The organism is Anaerotruncus colihominis (genome assembly GCF_010206195.1).
GTDB lineage: Bacteria > Bacillota > Clostridia > Oscillospirales > Ruminococcaceae > Anaerotruncus > Anaerotruncus colihominis_A.
The window spans coordinates 305,454-322,480 of record NZ_VIQT01000010.1; the positions used below are offsets into that span (position 1 = coordinate 305,454).

At 53.1% G+C, this 17,027-nt stretch carries 16 protein-coding genes and 1 pseudogene; 11 read left to right on the top strand and 6 right to left on the bottom strand.

Annotated features, from left to right (window positions below):
* Positions 1–5: 5 nt before the first annotated feature.
* The 4 genes and pseudogenes from FMM72_RS09310 to FMM72_RS09325 form a co-directional block, all read right to left on the bottom strand.
* Positions 6–1,442 carry an ABC transporter permease gene (locus FMM72_RS09310; RefSeq protein WP_162221255.1) on the bottom strand — a complete coding sequence of 479 codons (1,437 nt, stop codon included), beginning with the start codon at positions 1,440–1,442 and terminating at the stop codon, positions 6–8.
* A gap of 135 nt (positions 1,443–1,577) precedes the next feature.
* Positions 1,578–2,675: a sensor histidine kinase gene (locus FMM72_RS09315; RefSeq protein ID WP_016321956.1), complete on the bottom strand. Its 1,098-nt coding sequence runs from the start codon at positions 2,673–2,675 to the stop codon at positions 1,578–1,580.
* Positions 2,672–3,337: a response regulator transcription factor gene (locus FMM72_RS09320; RefSeq protein WP_162221256.1), complete on the bottom strand. Its 666-nt coding sequence runs from the start codon at positions 3,335–3,337 to the stop codon at positions 2,672–2,674. Before FMM72_RS09320 ends, FMM72_RS09315 begins: the two co-directional genes overlap by 4 nt.
* A 1,165-nt stretch (positions 3,338–4,502) precedes the next feature.
* Positions 4,503–4,823 (bottom strand): annotated as a pseudogene (locus FMM72_RS09325) (helix-turn-helix domain-containing protein); the annotation flags it as partial.
* Between the two features lie 80 nt (positions 4,824–4,903).
* On the opposite strand from FMM72_RS09325, the gene FMM72_RS09330 reads away from it, so the two are divergent.
* From FMM72_RS09330 to FMM72_RS09375, 10 genes are all read left to right on the top strand, one after another.
* The gene (locus tag FMM72_RS09330) at positions 4,904–6,808 is read left to right on the top strand and encodes a recombinase family protein (RefSeq protein WP_162221257.1); all 1,905 of its coding nucleotides are present in this window, start codon (positions 4,904–4,906) and stop codon (positions 6,806–6,808) included.
* Positions 6,809–6,870: 62 nt separating this feature from the next.
* Entirely contained in the window at positions 6,871–7,245 is a 375-nt protein-coding gene (locus FMM72_RS09335) for a hypothetical protein (protein WP_162221258.1), read from the top strand.
* Between the two features lie 319 nt (positions 7,246–7,564).
* Positions 7,565–7,897 (top strand): plasmid mobilization protein, encoded by a 333-nt coding sequence (locus FMM72_RS09340; RefSeq protein ID WP_162221259.1) that lies wholly within the window; start codon positions 7,565–7,567, stop codon positions 7,895–7,897.
* Between the two features lie 376 nt (positions 7,898–8,273).
* Entirely contained in the window at positions 8,274–9,080 is an 807-nt protein-coding gene (locus FMM72_RS09345; RefSeq protein WP_162221260.1) for a phosphate ABC transporter substrate-binding protein, read from the top strand.
* A 2-nt stretch (positions 9,081–9,082) separates the two neighbouring features.
* Positions 9,083–9,952 (top strand): phosphate ABC transporter permease subunit PstC, encoded by an 870-nt coding sequence (pstC, locus tag FMM72_RS09350; RefSeq protein ID WP_162221261.1) that lies wholly within the window; start codon positions 9,083–9,085, stop codon positions 9,950–9,952.
* A 2-nt stretch (positions 9,953–9,954) separates the two neighbouring features.
* Complete coding sequence (pstA, locus tag FMM72_RS09355; protein ID WP_162221262.1) at positions 9,955–10,812, top strand: phosphate ABC transporter permease PstA; 858 nt, start codon at positions 9,955–9,957, stop codon at positions 10,810–10,812.
* Positions 10,809–11,564, top strand: a complete 756-nt coding sequence (pstB, locus tag FMM72_RS09360) for a phosphate ABC transporter ATP-binding protein PstB (RefSeq protein WP_162221263.1) — start codon at positions 10,809–10,811, stop codon at positions 11,562–11,564. Before pstA ends, pstB begins: the two co-directional genes overlap by 4 nt.
* Positions 11,564–12,220, top strand: a complete 657-nt coding sequence (gene phoU / locus FMM72_RS09365) for a phosphate signaling complex protein PhoU (protein ID WP_162221264.1) — start codon at positions 11,564–11,566, stop codon at positions 12,218–12,220. The genes pstB and phoU overlap by 1 nt, the downstream gene beginning before the upstream one ends.
* Positions 12,217–12,891: a response regulator transcription factor gene (locus FMM72_RS09370; RefSeq protein ID WP_162221265.1), complete on the top strand. Its 675-nt coding sequence runs from the start codon at positions 12,217–12,219 to the stop codon at positions 12,889–12,891. Before phoU ends, FMM72_RS09370 begins: the two co-directional genes overlap by 4 nt.
* Positions 12,888–14,570 carry a sensor histidine kinase gene (locus tag FMM72_RS09375; protein ID WP_162221266.1) on the top strand — a complete coding sequence of 561 codons (1,683 nt, stop codon included), beginning with the start codon at positions 12,888–12,890 and terminating at the stop codon, positions 14,568–14,570. The genes FMM72_RS09370 and FMM72_RS09375 overlap by 4 nt, the downstream gene beginning before the upstream one ends.
* 103 nt (positions 14,571–14,673) lie before the next feature.
* Here FMM72_RS09375 and FMM72_RS09380 read toward each other — a convergent pair whose 3' ends face one another.
* Both FMM72_RS09380 and FMM72_RS17195 read right to left on the bottom strand, forming a co-directional pair.
* On the bottom strand, positions 14,674–14,910 hold the full coding sequence (locus FMM72_RS09380; RefSeq protein ID WP_162221082.1) for a hypothetical protein: 237 nt from the start codon (positions 14,908–14,910) through the stop codon (positions 14,674–14,676).
* Positions 14,900–15,235, bottom strand: a complete 336-nt coding sequence (locus FMM72_RS17195) for a hypothetical protein (RefSeq protein ID WP_022742173.1) — start codon at positions 15,233–15,235, stop codon at positions 14,900–14,902. The genes FMM72_RS09380 and FMM72_RS17195 overlap by 11 nt, the downstream gene beginning before the upstream one ends.
* Before the next feature lie 329 nt (positions 15,236–15,564).
* Here FMM72_RS17195 and FMM72_RS09390 point away from each other — a divergent pair, with 329 nt between their 5' ends.
* The gene (locus FMM72_RS09390; RefSeq protein WP_162221267.1) at positions 15,565–16,875 is read left to right on the top strand and encodes an MATE family efflux transporter; all 1,311 of its coding nucleotides are present in this window, start codon (positions 15,565–15,567) and stop codon (positions 16,873–16,875) included.
* Positions 16,876–17,027: the final 152 nt, after the last annotated feature.

Sequence of the window (17,027 nt, forward strand, 5' to 3'; positions counted from 1 at the left end):
CTCCTTTAGCTCATTTTTGACAGGATTTCACGGGGTTTCAGCCGCATGACCGTGATGGACGATGTACTGACGGCCACAATGACAATGGCAAGGCCGATCAGATAGAGTTGGGCGAGGTTGTCCAGCCCAACGGACACTTGGATGCCGTTCTCCGTAGGCAGGGGCTTTTGGATAAGATTGTCCGCACCCACATCAACCGCAACGGCAGCAGATACAACATCGTTATCGTCCTCCGGCTCGGTCTGCATACTCTGCTCCAACAGGTGGTTGCCAATCTGCCCCGCTATGGCGTTGCTGGTGAAATAGGACAGGCCAAAGGCGAGGACGGCAATCAGCAGCACCTCAATCAAATACTGCCCGATAATAGCCGATTTCCTGATACCCACGGACAGGAATACGCCGATCTCATGGATGCGGGTCTTTGTCCAAAGGGTCAATATCAGGGCCAGAATGATGGCGCTGACAACGATAATCACCACCAGCAGGGTCACGACCAATTCATTCAGCGTAGCCAGCGGAGCGGCGGCGTTTTCGTAGGTTTCATTGTCCACCTCCACGGTAAAGGCTTTCCAGTCAATTCCCGGCAGGGCCTTGACTTCGGCCACCACCCGCGCCATGTCCTGCGGGTCGTCTATGGTAACGTGGAGCGCGGAAAAGCCGTAGTTGATTTCTCCGCCGTCAAACTCTTTTGAGGTCTGCAAATCCACAAACACCCGGTTCTGGATTTTGTCGTAGGTGGTGACGGTTTCCCCAAACTGCTCCACCGCATGAGGGGTAAACAGTCCGATGATCTGCACCCTGATTTCCGGCCCGGTAAAGCCCTGTTCTTCCACGCTGTAACTGTGGGCGGTGAGGTAGTCACCGATTTTCAGCTCGTTCCGTTCCGCCAAGTCCTGGCTGATGATTGCCACATGGGTATCATCAGTGGAGATATGCCGCCCCTCTGCCAGCGTCAGTGTGCCGGTGGTGAAAAGTTCGTCGTCCTCCGTGCTGCAAACGCCCAGCGCCTTTGTGTAGCCCTGATACTTTGCATCGGTCGAGATCGTTCCGGGAAACAGGGAAAGCCCGTCAAGCGGAAGAAGATTGTCCTGCCTTGCGCTGCAATACTTCACGCCGGAAACACCCTTAATGGCCGCGATATTTTCCGGGGTAAATTGTACGGTGGAGTACATGAGAAAGCTGCTTGATGTCTTTCCGCTTTCCTCGTCCACTTCATCTTTGACGGGTTCCTTCACCACATAGGGGCTGTTGCTCCAATCCACGAAAACGTCAAATTTTCCGCCCAGGCTCTGCCGCAGGTCAAGCTGCGCGGCCTCCGACGCTTTCCAGATGGAAAAGCCCGTGAGGACAAAGGTTGCCATAATCAGCAGGATGGCGAACAGGAGAAGTGTTTTCCCCCGTTTTCGCGTGACGTATAAAAACGCCCTTTTGAAAATGCTCATGGTCGATACCTCCATATTGTTGTGCTGTTCTTCTGAACGCACTCGCAGAATAGCATCCCAATGTGGAATGGGTATGAAACGTATATGGAATTTAGGCAGAAATGAAAAACTCCCCAGCCGGGGAGTTTTCCGCATTTATAGCTGAATGGTAAAACACATCCCAGTCGGGGACTTCATCGGCTTAAAAGAATAGGGAACGTCCATAGAGGTCAAAAGCGTGTCCACGATATAGAGGCCCAGGCCGTTGCCTCCACTCTCCCGGCTCCGGGAGAAATCTGGACGGTAGAACGGCTCAAACAGACGGCGAATTTCATCGTCAGGGATAGGCTGGCACTCATTTTCTACCACGAGGCTGCGCCCCTCCATGTAGACGGAAACCACTTTCCCGGCCTCCGTATAGGCAACAGCGTTTGCGAGAACATTTGATACCGCCTTACTGAACGGGCCAGCCGGAAGTGTCGCGGGGAATTGTACCGGCAGGTCAAGAGAGAACGTAATTTGATGTGCCGCCGCAATCAGTTGGTAGGGTTCGCACAGTTCCGCCAGCAGTTCAGACACATCAACCTGTTTTGGCGCTTCGGCAGTCAAATTCAGCTTGGAGGTTTCCAATATTTCATGTATCATACCGGAAAGCTGCTCTACCATTTCCTTGCACTCCGGGAGGTATGTTGCGTAGTCCTGATACTTTCCAACGCCTAAAATCATGTTTTCCAGTGTGGCGTTCAATGCGGTCACAGGTGTTTTCAGTTCATGGGACGCCGCCCGCAGGAAGTCCACCTTGGCCCGCTCCATATCACGCACAGCGTCTTTTTCCCGTTCTAAATGTTCAATGGTAGACAGCAGATTAGAGTACAGATCATTGACGTTCTGCGCCAGTGTACCAATTTCATCCTTTGTATGGATAGGGCAGCTTGCTCCGTGGTCTAATTTCATCATCTGCTCGGTTGACGCAGAAATTTTCTTGATAGGGTCGGCAATCGCTTTGGAAAACAGGAGGGAACAGACAACGGAAATCAGCAGGGAACAGCTTAACGAGATGGGCAGGGCTTTTTCTACTGCCTCGGTCACAAATTGCTCCTGTCGGATACTGACAACAACATCTTCCTGGGTACTCACCGCAAGCTGCAACCGTGGGGCAAGCAGATAAATCAATCCATGCGTGACAACAATGACAAAGAGCATGATGCTCATGGTATAGAGGAATATTTTTGGAAACAGTTTTAATCGTCTCATGGCTGTACCTCGTATTTATAACCGATGCCCTTGACCGTCACGATACAGTCAAGCCGCAGCTTCTTCCGCAGATTTTTGATGTAGGTGTCCACGGTTCGGTCGATGATCGGATAGTCAGCGCCCCACAGTTCGTCCAAAATCTGCGAACGGGTCAACACCAGCCCTTTATGCTCCACCAGCAGCCGGAGCAAATCAATTTCCTTTGGCATGATGTCGATTTTCCCGGCGCTGTCGTTGGCGGTGTAGCCGGAGAAATCGACGGTCACATCGCCAAAGGTTATCGTTTGGGGTAACGGGGCCTGTCCGCTTCGCCGCAGGAGGGCGGTGATCCGCCTCCCCAGCAATACCATAGAAAAGGGCTTTGTCATGTAGTCATCGGCCTGCTCGTCAAAACTTCTGACCTGGGTATATTCATCCTCAAGAGCTGTAAGCATCAGAATGGGCGTTGTGCTTGTCCGCCGTATCTCATGCAGAATGGACAGACCGCTGACATGGGGCAGCATGATGTCCAGCACAACAAGGTCGATGCTGTTCTCACGGAAAATCTGTAACGCCTCCCCGCCATCATAGGCCGGGATAACCTTGTGGCCTGCGGGCTTTAGATATTCACAAATCGCATCGTTGGTCTTACGGTCGTCCTCAACAATTAGTAATGTTGCCATCGTAGTCCCCCCTTTTCAGGGTAGTATAGCACTGGAATGTGGAATGGGTATGAAATGACAGTAAATTTTGGAGTTTTGGGGTTCTCGATGTGGTGGGAACGCTAACGTAGCAAGCATAGGGAGTGTGGCCACACTCCCGCAAAACGGCCTAATCTGGCCCCAGCCGGGCCGTGTCCGTTTTGCTTGTTGGGATAGTCCCAAACCCTTATACAGAACGGAGGCAGCACCCGCATGGGTATGGCAGCCACGGCAATATATTCTGTCAAACTGATTACCGAAAAATCTGCTCCAAAGCACAGGAATAAGAGAATGGCAGAAGTCAGGGGTTTGGCGTAGAAAAAGTAGCTCCCGGAGGTATTGAAAACACAGGCTTTTTTCGTGGGTATCGGAAAGGGGCAAGGTGTTTATATCTGTTCTCCCGAAAATGGAGGTAACTCTTTCTACATAGCCCCTCTATCCGACACTTTGGCTGACAGCCCTAAATCAGCCCACCAGTCTACGCATTTAGGCCCTATCCAGCGGCCTGTTTTCAGGACGTTCAAGAGGCGGTCGCACAAGGGGTAATACGATTTGACCTGCACCCTCAAAAATGGGTTTCTAACTGCGTAGAAATGGGCGAGAAACCCCTGCCGCAAAGATAGGGCTGATGTGTAACGCTTTAGAGGCAAAACGGCCCTGATATTTCAAGGCTTTCCGGCTGTGGTCGATAGGGGGGCAGTACGATTTGACCTGCACCCGCCAAAACGGGCTTCTAACGGCGTACAGCAGGACACAAAAAGCCAGGGCGGGAGGCCGACACTCCGGCGCTCCTGTCCTGGCTTCTGATGGACTGTAAACTGTGCTGTTACACAAGAGGGCCTGCGGCCCTCTTGTGACACCCGCAGAAACCGTACACCCGCTTCGCGTCTGTACGGTTTCTGCGGGTCAGATAACGACCATAATAACCCCTGCTACTATATGACCGTTTGCTTCTCGCTTCCCTTCCATTCCCTTCCGGCGGCTTTGCCGCTTGTCCTCCAAGGGAGGGGGAAAGGATAGGAAAGGAATGGAATGGGTAATTGATAAGTCTTTACTTGATTTCTCTTTATTTACTTATATCTTTATTTTATTGCGTCGGATTTACCTACATAGGATTTTCCAACATCGGTTTTCCCGACGCAGGTTATTCCAACGTCGGTAAAGCTGACGGCGCTTGCGGCTGTTCGTAGATGGTGTACTCCGCTCCCCGCAGCCGTCCTCGGCTGTCCCGTTCCCTCACCCGCACGATATACCCGGCTCGCTCCAGCTCGTGGACGGCCTGACGGATGGCGTCAAGCTGTTCCCGGTTTATGTGGGCCAGTCCTTGCAGGGTGTAGTCCCACTTTTCCGGGAGACTGAGCATCTGCGATAGCAGGCCCTTGGCCTTTAGGGACAGTTCCCGGTTCCGCAGATGATGATTAGACATGACTGTGTAATTTGTGTTCTTCGCAACATGAAATACTGTCATTTCTGCTCCTTTCAGCGCATAAAGCGGCGTTCCCAGCCAGAGCGAGGCAGAGAACACCGCTTTTTTGTTTCGTACATACCATGCTTGCCTGCCGTCCATACCCATTGATTTTCTTGTGTTTTGAGAAGTATCGTTATCTAACGCCGCCTTTCGACAGACCGGCGTGGAAACGGCTGGTGGTCGACATTGAGGCCGGAAAAGTGGCTCTGGTGCTGACGAAGGACATGAGCAGGATCGGCAGAGATTACCTTCAGACAGGATTTTACACGGAGGTCCTCTTTCGCAAATTTGGGGTGCGCTTCATCGCCATTGGCAACAGCATCGACAGCGATGATCCCAGTTCCAGCGAGTTTGCACCGTTTGTCAACATCATGAGCGAGTGGTATCTGAGGGACCTGAGCCGCAAGCAGCGCACCGCCATCCGGGTCAAGGGAGAGTCCGGCAAGCCCACCACCAACTGCGCCATCTATGGCTATCGGAAAGACCCCAACGACAAATACCACTGGCTGATCGATGAGGAAGCGGCGGCGGTCGTGCGGCGCATCTTCCAGCTTACCATCGAGGGCCACGGGCCGTATGAAATCGCCACAATGCTCTGCGAGGAGAAGGTCGAAACACCTGCCGCTTATTTTGCAAGGCAGGGGCGGGGCGTCTGGAAAAGCAGAGAGGACATCCCCCGGCCTTATAGCTGGAACGGTTTTGCGGTGGGGCAGATCCTCTCCAAGCCGGAGTATATGGGGCATACTGTAAACTTCCGTTCGCATAAAGAATCCTACAAGGACAAAATCGCCGTCCGAAATGCGCCGGAAGATTGGCTCATCCTTGAGAACACCCACGATGCTATCGTGGATAAGGAGACGTGGGAACTTGCCCAAAAATTGAGAAAGACGCCCCGCCGCCATGATACGCTGGGCGAGGCCAATCCTCTGACCGGGCTTCTCTACTGCGCCGACTGCGGCGCAAAGCTGTACAACCATCGGTCGAGGGGAAACGCTGCCAAGCCCTACCCGTCAGATTGGTTCGACTGCTCCACTTACACGCTGGCCCGCCAATATCACGACAACGCTTGCAGCAATCACCACATCTCCACCAAAGCCCTGCGGACGCTGATCCTGGAGACTATCCGCTCTGCCAGCGCCTATGCTATCTCCAATAAAGCGGAGTTTATCCAAAAGGTTCGGGCAGCGTCCGAAGTCCGGCAAGCGCAGGCGGCAAAGGAACTGAAGCGCAAGCTGAACAAGGACAGGCGGCGCTGTGAGGAACTGGACACCATCATCAAGAAGCTGTATGAATCCTACGCGGTGGGGCGCATTGGTGAGGAACGCTTTGACACTCTCTTTGCCGAGTATGAGCAGGAGCAGACGGCGCTCCGCCAGTCCGTCACGGAGGCGGAATCGGCGCTGGACAGCTTCGAGCAGGATACCGCCAATGTGGAACGGTTCCTCGCTCTTGCAAAGAAATACACCGATTTTTCGGAACTGACTACGCCGATGATAAACGAGTTCATCGAGAAGATCATTGTCCACGCCCCGGAAAAGATTGACGGTGACAGGACGCAGCAGGTGGACATCTACCTGAAATTCATCGGGCGGTTTGACCTCCCGGCCCCGGAGCTGACGCCAGAGGAAGAAAAGCGGCAGGCCTCCCTGCACCGGCACCGCGTCAAGAGCCGGGAACGCTATCAGAAGATTAAGGCCGGCGAACACGCAGTCGGCCAGCCGTTCAAGCTGGTCTGCAAATGCTGTGGAGAAGAATTTGAATCCTCGCGGTCGAATACGCTGTTCTGCGGTTCGAACTGCCGGGCGAAGTTCTACCGGCAGGAGGCAGCAACAGGCAGGAGCCGCGAATGTGTCTGCGGCAACTGCGGGAAGGTGTTCACCACGACCAGAAGCGATGTGAAATACTGCTGTGAGGCTTGCCAGCGGAAAGCGCACAGCAAAATGCGGTATCAGCAGAAGCGGACGGAGGAGCAGGAAACCGTATAAACACGACGATGGGGCGGGTCAGGATTGGACCCGCCCTGTCCTATGGAAAGAAGGAAAACTCCATGTGGAACTGTGATTGGGAATACGAAAATCAGGAAACGCTGAAGCAGTGGTATGAAGAAAAACTCGCCGGGATAAGGCCGTACTCGGCTGTGCGGAAGATCATCTGCAAAGGCTGCGGGCGGGATTTCTACACATTGATTGAAACCAAGAAATACTGCTATTACCACCTGTGCGGAAATCGCGGCTATCAGAAGGACTTGAAGCAGCGGCGGCTGGAAAGACGGCAAAACCGGGTATGCAAGGGCTGCGGAAAGACCTTCACGCCCAAGCGGTCGGATGCGGTCTACTGCTCCAATGCCTGCCGCCAGCGGGCTTACCGCCAGAGCGTTACGGGTAAGGTATGTGGTCAAAAAGGCCACTTACCTCAATCGTAACGAAATAGAGAACAACCGTTACAGATAATCAAGTGCAAAGAAGTATCATTCGATTATCCGTAACGAAAAAGGCTTAGAATGTTACGGCTGTTGGTGGTGTTCAAATTGAACACCACCACTAACCGTAACGAAAACCACGGGATTAGTGGTGCGGACAGAATATGATACCACCACTATCTGTAACGGAAATATGGAATATGCGCCGGACATGGGATTTTGCCTCCTGTGTCCGGCCATTTTTTTGAAAATCTGACTTGCGGCATGATGCCAAAAATCAAAAACGGCTGATTGTATTTGCGATGGGAGGAAGCAAAAAATTATGAGCAGGTTGAACGAAGAATTGAAAATCCGTATTTCGCCGGAGGACAAGGAGCGGATAAAACTCAAGATGGAGGATGCCGGTATTCTGACCATGAGCGCCTATGTCCGCAAGATGGCGCTGGACGGAATTTGTATCCGGCTGGACCTGAAGGATGTGCGCCAGCTTACTGTCATGCTCCGGCGATGCTCCGATAATCTGAACCAGTACGCAAAGCGGGCGAACGAAACCGGGAGCATCTATGCTGTGGACATTGAGGATTTGCAGAAACGCCTGGACGAGATATGGGAATTGTCCAGGCAGTCCCTTGCCAGTCTTGCCGCTATCCGATAGCGGACAGAGGTGCAGGCCAGCCTCGTTTTTTCCTTTTCCGGCAAGGCTGCGTCTGCCATTTCTCCGGCTCTCTAAGGGGCGCAAGCCCTGTCTGTCCCTGCTCCGCAGGGACAACAGCGTTCGGGAACCGAACGCGCAGCCAGCCCCGGCAACGGGGCTGTTCACAGGGTTTGGGGTACGGCCCCAACAAGCAGAAACTGCGGTTTCCGGCAACGCCGGGAACCGCAGTTTCGAGCCTTTGTGGGAACAAAGGCACTGCTTGCTACAATGGTGATACCCGATTTTACATTCATTTTACAATACCTCTCTTTTGAATTTTACACACCAGCAGTATTCTTTTCTCGTACCCCAAAAGTTGAAAGGAGAGAATTTGAACATGAAAAAATTTGCAAGTCTTATGCTGGTTGCTGTGCTAGCCCTGTCGGTTATGGCGGGATGTTCACAGAAAACGTCCGGCACCGTCACCACTGATGGCTCTACCTCTATGGAGAAGGTGATCGGTGCGTTGGGTGAGGCGTTTGAGGCGCAGAACGACCGTGTGACCTTCACCTACAACCCCACCGGCTCCGGCTCTGGCATCCAGGCGGTTTTGGAGGGGCGCTGTGACATTGGCCTCAGCAGCCGCGACCTGAAGGCGGAGGAATCCGCCCAGGGGCTGACCGGGACGGTGCTGGCCTATGACGGTATCGCGGTGATCGTGAATCCCGACAATCCTGTATCCGAACTTGATGTAGATACCATCGCCAGAATCTACACCGGCGAGATCACCAACTGGAAGGACATCGGCGGACAGGATGCGGAGATTGTCCTGATTGGCCGGGAAGCCGGCAGCGGAACCAGGGACGGCTTTGAATCCATCACCGGCACAGCAGACAACTGCCAGTACCGCCAGGAGCTGACCTCCACCGGCGATGTGATTACCGCCGTGTCCCAGAACCCGGATGCCATCGGCTACGCCTCCCTCGCCTCCGTCAAGGACACCGTGCGGGCCGTCACAGTAGGCGGCGTAGCACCCACAGAGGATGCGGTGAAGGACGGCAGCTATGTCATTCAGCGGCCCTTTGTCCTGGTCACCAAGACGGACACGCCCCTTTCGGAGCAAGCGCAAAAGTTCTTCGACTTCGCAACCTCCCCTGATGCGGCGGAGCTGATCTCTGGCGCGGGCGCTGTGGCGGCAAATTGACTATGCGCAGTAGAAAGCAACTGCTGGAAACCGCAGTCCACGGGATATTTCTGATGCTGGGATTGGTTACGGTAGGCTGTGTCTTGCTGATTACCGTATATTTGGTGGTCTCCGGCATCCCTGCCATCCGGCAGATCGGGCTTGTGCCCTTTCTACTGGGTGACACCTGGGAATCTACCGCCGCACAGCCCTCATACGGCATCCTTCCATTCATTCTCACAAGCATTTACGGCACAGCCGGAGCCATTCTATTCGGCGTTCCCGTGGGGTTTTTCGCGGCGGTTTATCTGGCGAAAATGGCCCCTGCAAATGTGAAAGCCGTTGCGGAATCCGCTGTCAGCCTCCTGGCGGGTATTCCATCTGTGGTCTACGGTCTGGTGGGGATGCTGGTGCTTGTACCGGGTATCCGGGCGCTGTTCCATGTGCCGGACGGGGCCAGCCTGCTGGCGGCAATCATCGTCCTGTCGGTCATGATTCTGCCCTCCATCATCAAAGTATCCATTACCGCGCTGGAGGCAGTACCGAAAGAGTACGAGGACGCATCCCTGGCCCTCGGCGCGACCTCGATAGAAACCTATTTTCGGGTATCCGTCCCTGCGGCGCGAAGCGGCATCGCGGCGGCGGTGGTGCTGGGAGTAGGCCGGGCCATCGGGGAGGCTATGGCGGTGATGATGGTATCCGGCAACGCGGCAAATATGCCCTCACTGTTTGAAAGCGTCCGATTTCTTACCACGGCGGTATCCAGCGAAATGTCCTATTCCAGCGGCCTACAGAGGCAGGCGCTGTTCTCCATCGCCCTGGTGCTGTTTCTGTTCATCATGCTGATCAACGCCGTGTTGAATTTCTTCCTCAAGGGGCAAAAGGAGGGCTGATTATGCTGGACAGACCAATCTCCCCATCCCGGAGGGCCTATATCGGTGTAATGGGGCTGCTGTGCGCCCTGTCGGTGCTGCTGGTGTGCGCTCTGGCGTTGTTCCTCATAGGCTATGTGCTGGCTGCGGGCCTCCCCAACCTGTCCTGGGAGCTGCTGACCACCAAACCCAGCTACCTGTCGGACACCATCGGTATCCTGCCGGACATTTTGAACACCATCTACATCATCCTTGCCGCCCTGCTGATCGTCCTGCCTTTGGGGGCAGGGGCGGCGGTCTATCTGACCGAGTACGCCGCAAATAAGCGTCTGGTGTCTGTCATCGAGTACGCGGCGGAAACCCTCTCCGGCATCCCGTCCATCATCTACGGCCTTGTGGGGATGCTGGTGTTTACCGGCGTGTTCGGGACTTCCCTGCTGGCCGGTGCGCTGACCCTGGTGATGATGAACCTGCCAACTGTCATGAGAACGACCCAAGAGAGTTTGAGGACGGTTCCGCAAAGTTACCGGGAGGGGGCCTTTGGCCTGGGGGCCGGGAAGTGGCGGGTCATCCGCACGGTGGTACTGCCCGGATGTGCGGACGGCATCATCACCGGCTGTATCCTGTCGGTGGGGCGCATTTTGGGGGAATCGGCGGCGCTGCTGTTTACAGCGGGCTTCGCCCATGCGCTGAACGGCTTTTTTACCGGCCTGACCAGTCCGGGGGCTACCCTCACCGTGGCGCTGTATGTCTACGCAAAGGAGCAGGGGGAGTTTGGCGTGGCCTTTGCCATCGCCGCGATCCTGATGCTGCTGACGCTGGCGGTCAACCTGACCGCCGCCCTGGTAGGCTGGTATTTCAGGAAAAGGAGGGCGCTATGAGCAACGCGATCACCGCAAAAAATTTATGCCTGTGGTATGGCAGCGCCCAGGCATTAAAAAATATCAATATCCAAATCCCAGAAAAAAACATCACCGCCCTGATCGGCCCTTCCGGCTGCGGAAAGTCAACCTTTCTGAAAACGCTGAACCGCATGAATGATCTGATCCCCGGCGTCAGGATTACCGGGGAGGTGCAGTATCAGGATACGGACATTTTTGCCCCCGGCCTGGATGTAAGCACTCTGCGCAAGGAGATCGGCATGGTGTTCCAGAAACCCAACCCTTTCCCCATGAGCATCTATGATAACATCGCCTACGGCCCCCGCACCCACGGCATCAAAAGCAAAGCCAAGCTGGACGAACTTGTGGAGCAGTCCCTCCGGGGCGCGGCCATTTGGGACGAGGTAAAAGACCGGCTGAAAAAGAACGCCCTGGGCCTGTCCGGGGGCCAGCAGCAGCGGCTTTGCATCGCCCGCGCCCTGGCCGTGGAGCCGAAGGTGCTGCTGATGGACGAACCCACCAGCGCCCTGGACCCTATTTCCACCTCTAAAATTGAGGAGCTTGCAATGCAGCTGAAAGAGCGGTACACTATTGTTATCGTGACCCACAACATGCAGCAGGCGGTGCGTATTTCAGACCGCACGGCGTTCTTCCTCTTGGGAGAGCTGATCGAGTATGACGAAACGGAAAAGCTGTTCTCTCAACCGGAGGATCAGCGGACCGAGGACTATATCACAGGGAGGTTTGGGTGATGCGGAGCAGATTTGACAGCCAGCTCGCCCTTCTGAATACGGAGCTGATCCAGATGGGCGCGCTGTGCGAGGAGGCCATCTCCAAGGCGGCGAAGGCGTTGGAGAATGGTGACAGCACGTTGGCGGAACAGGTCAAGCCATTGGAGGGCGGGATCGACCAGATGGAGCGGGATATTGAAACGCTGTGTCTGAAACTGCTGCTCCAGCAGCAGCCGGTGGCCCGCGACCTGCGGCAAATCTCCGCCGCCATGAAGATCATCACAGATATGGAGCGCATCGGAGATCAGGCCGCCGACATCGCAGAGATCATACGGGCGTGCCTGGCCCAGGGATATGTGCCGGAGGATGTGGGCCATATTCGGGAAATGGCGGCGGAGGTCATCAGGATGGTTACGGAAAGCGTGGATTCCTACGTCCAGAAGGATACGGTCCGGGCCAGGCTGGTGATTGCCCACGACGACATTGTGGATCAATGCTTTGACCGGGTAAAACAGGTGCTGATTGGGAATATCGCGGCAAATCCCGCCTGCGGCGGACACGCCCTTGATTTGCTGATGATCGACAAGTATCTGGAGCGCATTGGAGATCACGCGGTCAACATTGCAGAATGGGTGATTTTTGCCGTGACGGGCGAACATAAAGGAGAAACGTTATGATCTGGTGTGTAGAGGACGATGCCAGCATCCGGGAGATTGAGCTTTACACCCTGCGATCCACCGGCTTCGAGGCCAGGGGCTTTGAGGACGGCGGAGCGTTTCTGGCGGCACTGGAAACAGAGAGGCCGGAGCTTGTCATTCTGGATGTTATGCTGCCGGGAATGGACGGCGTGGAGCTGCTGCGGCGAATGAAAGCGGCGGCGCATCTTGCGAATATTCCAATCATCATGGCCACCGCCAAGGGCGCGGAGTACGACAAAATTCAAAGCCTGGATTTGGGTGCGGACGATTATCTGGTGAAACCCTTCGGCATGATGGAAATGGTATCGAGAGTAAAAGCCGTCCTGCGCCGCTGCCGTCCCACCCCCGCAGCAAAGCAGCTGACAGCCAGTGGCCTGACGGTTGATCTGGAAGAACGGACAGTTACCGCAGACGGAGCGCGTATCCCGCTTACCTACAAAGAATTTGAACTGCTCCGGCTGTTCCTTTCCCGTCCCGGTGTTGCGTTCACCAGAGAACAGCTTTTGTCCGATATTTGGGGCGTGGATTATGCTGGGGAAACGCGGACGGTGGATATGCACATCAAAACGCTCCGGCAGAAGCTGGGGGACTATGGCGGGATGATTGAAACGGTGCGGCATATCGGCTACCGGTTGGAGGCAAAGACATGACAAAGAAAATCTTCCGTTCTATCCTGCTGGCGGCGGTTTCCGTTCTCCTGGCAAGCCTGGTGATCATCATGGGCTGTCTGTATGACTATTACAGAAACGTCCAGGAGAAACAACTGCGGGATGAACTCCGTCTGGCCTCCTATGGAGTAGAGGCGGACGGCTTGGATTACCTGGAGCAGTTGGCTTCCCCCTATCGATTCCCATCCACAGCAGATTTTCGTCTGACCTGGATCGCCGCTGACGGCGAAGTGCTGTTTGATACCCACGTCCCGGCGGCGGAGATGGAAAACCACGCGGGCCGGGCGGAGGTAAAAGAGGCCCTGGCCGAAGGTGAAAGCGGCGGGGTCCGCTACTCGGAGACACTGACTGAACGGACGCTGTATTATGCACAGCGGCTGACGGACGGAACCATCCTGCGCATTTCCATCAGCCAGCTGACGGTGTTTGCCCTGGCAATGGGGATGCTTCAGCCGATTTTGCTGACTGCAATCATAGCGGCCATTCTCTCCGCTCTGCTGGCCCATCGGATGGCGAAAAGCATCGTTGCGCCGCTGAACCGTCTGGACTTGGACAGGCCATTGGAAAACGACGCCTATGAGGAATTATCCCCCCTCCTGGGACGCATCCACCAGCAGCACAGGCAGATCGAGGCGCAGCTCCGGGAATTGAGAAGGAAAACCGAGGAATTTGAACAGATCACAGAAAACATGAGCGAGGGGCTTGTCCTTCTGGACAGAAAGGGTGTGATTTTAAGCATCAACCCCGCTGCGAGGGCGATCTTCCATGCAAGCAGCGCCTGCGTTGGGCAGGACTTCCTTGTGGTAGACCGTGACCATGAGATCAACCTCGCCATTCAGACCGCGCTGGAAGGGGGACACAGCGAAGTCCGCGCGATGCGAAACGACCGGGAGGTTCAGTTTGACATCAGTCAGATCACGGCGGACGGTGCTGCGGCAGGAACGGTGTTGCTGGCCTTTGACGTGACAGAACAGGCCGCCGCGGAGCGCAGCCGCCGGGAGTTTACCGCCAACGTGTCCCACGAATTGAAAACCCCCCTGCAATCCATCATGGGCAGCGCCGAGCTGTTGGAGAACGGCCTTGTCAAGCAAGAGGATCTTCCGCAGTTCGTGGGCGTGATCCGCACAGAGGCAGCGCGGCTGGTAGCGCTGGTGGAGGACATCATCCACCTGTCGCAGCTGGACGAGGGAATCGCACCGGCAAAGGAAGAGGTAAACCTTCTGGAGCTGGCTCGCAGCGCGGCTTCCACTCTTTGGGAGCGGGCGGAGGAACGGCATATTGACCTGTCTGTTTCAGGTGAAAATCTGATGGTAGACGGAGTGCGGAGCTTCCTATATGAAATGCTCTATAATCTGATAGACAATGCCATCAAATACAACATTGACGGCGGCAGAGTGGAGCTTTCTGTTTCAGCAGGCGATACTGGCATAACGGTTTCCGTGAAAGACACCGGGATCGGCATTCCACCGGAGTACCAGGCCAGAGTGTTTGAACGGTTTTTCCGAGTGGATAAAAGCCGCTCCAAGGCTTCCGGTGGCACCGGGCTGGGGCTGTCGATTGTCAAGCATATCGCGCAGTATCATCACGCAGAAATCAAATTGCATAGCGGGAATGGACGCGGGACCATTATTGAGATTTTGTTCGCCATAGGGGAAATGTGAGATTTGTGCCTTCTGCTTAGGGTTTGGCTAACTACACAGAGGACAGCATCTACAAGGTGCTGTCCTCTGCCTTTATGTGGGGTAGTATTGAATAACGCTGGTATCATGGGAAAGGAAACATTGCGTTTTTAGGGTGAAAATATCCTTGACAAATGTCCTCTTGATTAACAATGCTGTTGCTGTCGCCCTGCAATTCATCGTCGCGCGATAAGCGGCAATAGAGGGCGGTAATTTTGCCAGACTGCCTTAACATAGTTTCTGCTCCTTTCATCGGCGGGCAGTCTGCCAATACAGGATTGCTTACCCCTATTTTATCGGCTCCGGCATTTTTAATCAACATCTTTTTTGCCCCGTTCCTGCTCCATAAGGCGTAAAACCTTGTGGGGCAGGCTCCTTTCCCCGTCATAGCTGCCCGTAAAGCGATAGAGCGTCCTACCGGATTTTATTGTTACTTCATGCGTTGGTAATTCTTGAAACAGCGGATTTTCCACTACAATATGCCCATCCTTGATTTTTCGTTTCCGTTCCATTCCTTTCCCGTCCTTTCCTTGTTTTGTAATGTGATAAGTTTCGCAGCAAGCATAGGAAAAGAGTACCCTTTTCCGAAAATGCGTTGCATTTTGCTTGTTGGGAAGTATCCCAAACCCTCTCAATTTTTCTTTCATTACCTACTACACCGCGCATGGCGATTTTGCCAAAGATTTAAGAAAAAATTTAGCTTTTTTATTTCTATCTCTCCCCAAATGGCATAAAAAGCAATTTGCTTCATTTTCGAAAGTTTTCCGCAACTATCTTTGAGAAATCTGCTATCATCAATTCTGTTGACTTTGAATAGCTTCCATGTTACAATATTTTTGCTTGTCAGAGGACTTGCAATCGAATAAGATTGTTGAAGTGGGATAAGACCATTTGGGGCTTTATCCCACTTCTTGTTTTATGTAGCGGGATAAAGCTGAAAGGGCTTTATCCCGCTTCCTTTATGGGAGGTATCTTGATGAACACAAAAACAAAATCTTTATTTTCTTACATCTTCCCTGCATTGGGTGGATTATTTGTAACTTATCTTTACAACGTTATGGACGGAATCTTTGTCGGGCAAGGCGTCGGCTCGGCTGCGTTGGGGGCTGTCAATATTGGTGTTCCGTTTATCACTTTTGTTGTTGCTATCGCAGCCATGTTCCCTATGGGCGGCGCAACCGTTGTTGCTATCAGAATGGGGCGGGGAGATAAAGACGGTGCAAATCATGCTTTTATGACGGCATTTTCTTTAACTGTTCTTCTTTCCATATTGCTTATGGTTGTGGGTATGGCATTTTCTCAGCAGATTGTTGATTTAAGCGGTGCAGGAAAACTAAGTGAAGAAATGCGGAAAATGTCAGCAGATTATTTGTTTTATTATTCTGCTTTTTCCATTCCTATGCTCATGAGTACCTGTCTTTCTGTTTTTGTCAGAAATGACGGATCACCTGCTCTTTCCTTTGCAGGAATGTGCGTAGGTGCAGCAGCAAATATCTTTTTGGATTGGCTGTTTATCTTCCCGTTAGATATGGGTGTGATTGGCGCGGCAGTTGCGTCCGGTTTGGGGCAGGTTCTTTCCGTCCTTGTCCTGCTTTCCCATTTCGTGCGAAAAAAGGGCGAACTGCGGATTAAGCCATTCAAAATTGATTTTTCACTGATGAAAAAAATATGCAAGCGTGGTGTGCCAGAAGCCGTTACGCAACTCACAACACCTGTTACCGCACTTTGCTATAATCTTATGTTGGCAAGCCTAATAGGGGATATTGGCGTATCTACCTTTAGCGTTTTGAGTTTTATTTACTCTCTTGCAAACGCTATCCTTTCTGGTGTAGCGCAAGGTTTACAGCCTCTTTGGGGGTATTGTTACGGCAAGCAAGATACAGCGGAAATAAACTGGTATTTCCGTTGCGGAATTATCATTAACAGCATTTTGTCAATTTTAATATACGGAGCATTATTTATTTTTGATAAGCCCGTAATTTGCATATTTAATCAGGACCCCGACCTTGTACAAACAGCTTCGGCAGCTTTGCCATTATTTAGCCTGTCCTTTATCCCTATGGCACTGAACCTTATTTACACAGCATTTCTGTTTTCGACAAAAAGAACAGGATCGGCAAATGCCATAGCAATTAGCAGAGGTATTGTGCTGAAAGCACTTGCCATTTTCTGTATTCCTATACTCTTTGGAAGCGACGCTATTTGGATTGCTCCATTTGTGGCAGAAATCTTGACTCTTATACTTGCTATCGGGCTATGTAAAACAACGAAATTAATCTATCAATAACTTTTCTAAGGATATGACGGTATCGAGGAGGTGTCGCCATGTCCTTTTTATTTTTTAAGTATAATTTGTTAAAAAAATCCAATACAAGGCATTGTATCCGTCTGCCTGTCAATATGAATTATCTATTCATTTAGTATGTCTTAATAATTCAT

Bases quoted from the DNA above. Each gene is read 5' to 3' on its own strand.
- FMM72_RS09375 (WP_162221266.1), top strand. From the start codon at position 12,888: ATGACAAAGAAAATCTTCCGTTCTATCCTGCTGGCGGCGGTTTCCGTT.
- FMM72_RS09320 (WP_162221256.1), bottom strand. From the start codon at position 3,337: ATGGCAACATTACTAATTGTTGAGGACGACCGTAAGACCAACGATGCG.
- pstB (WP_162221263.1), top strand. From the start codon at position 10,809: ATGAGCAACGCGATCACCGCAAAAAATTTATGCCTGTGGTATGGCAGC.
- FMM72_RS09330 (WP_162221257.1), top strand. From the start codon at position 4,904: ATGCTTGCCTGCCGTCCATACCCATTGATTTTCTTGTGTTTTGAGAAG.
- FMM72_RS09370 (WP_162221265.1), top strand. From the start codon at position 12,217: ATGATCTGGTGTGTAGAGGACGATGCCAGCATCCGGGAGATTGAGCTT.
- pstC (WP_162221261.1), top strand. From the start codon at position 9,083: ATGCGCAGTAGAAAGCAACTGCTGGAAACCGCAGTCCACGGGATATTT.
- pstA (WP_162221262.1), top strand. From the start codon at position 9,955: ATGCTGGACAGACCAATCTCCCCATCCCGGAGGGCCTATATCGGTGTA.
- FMM72_RS17195 (WP_022742173.1), bottom strand. From the start codon at position 15,235: ATGAAAGAAAAATTGAGAGGGTTTGGGATACTTCCCAACAAGCAAAAT.
- FMM72_RS09340 (WP_162221259.1), top strand. From the start codon at position 7,565: ATGAGCAGGTTGAACGAAGAATTGAAAATCCGTATTTCGCCGGAGGAC.
- FMM72_RS09310 (WP_162221255.1), bottom strand. From the start codon at position 1,442: ATGAGCATTTTCAAAAGGGCGTTTTTATACGTCACGCGAAAACGGGGG.
- FMM72_RS09315 (WP_016321956.1), bottom strand. From the start codon at position 2,675: ATGAGACGATTAAAACTGTTTCCAAAAATATTCCTCTATACCATGAGC.
- FMM72_RS09390 (WP_162221267.1), top strand. From the start codon at position 15,565: ATGAACACAAAAACAAAATCTTTATTTTCTTACATCTTCCCTGCATTG.
- FMM72_RS09345 (WP_162221260.1), top strand. From the start codon at position 8,274: ATGAAAAAATTTGCAAGTCTTATGCTGGTTGCTGTGCTAGCCCTGTCG.
- FMM72_RS09335 (WP_162221258.1), top strand. From the start codon at position 6,871: ATGTGGAACTGTGATTGGGAATACGAAAATCAGGAAACGCTGAAGCAG.
- phoU (WP_162221264.1), top strand. From the start codon at position 11,564: ATGCGGAGCAGATTTGACAGCCAGCTCGCCCTTCTGAATACGGAGCTG.
- FMM72_RS09380 (WP_162221082.1), bottom strand. From the start codon at position 14,910: ATGTTGATTAAAAATGCCGGAGCCGATAAAATAGGGGTAAGCAATCCT.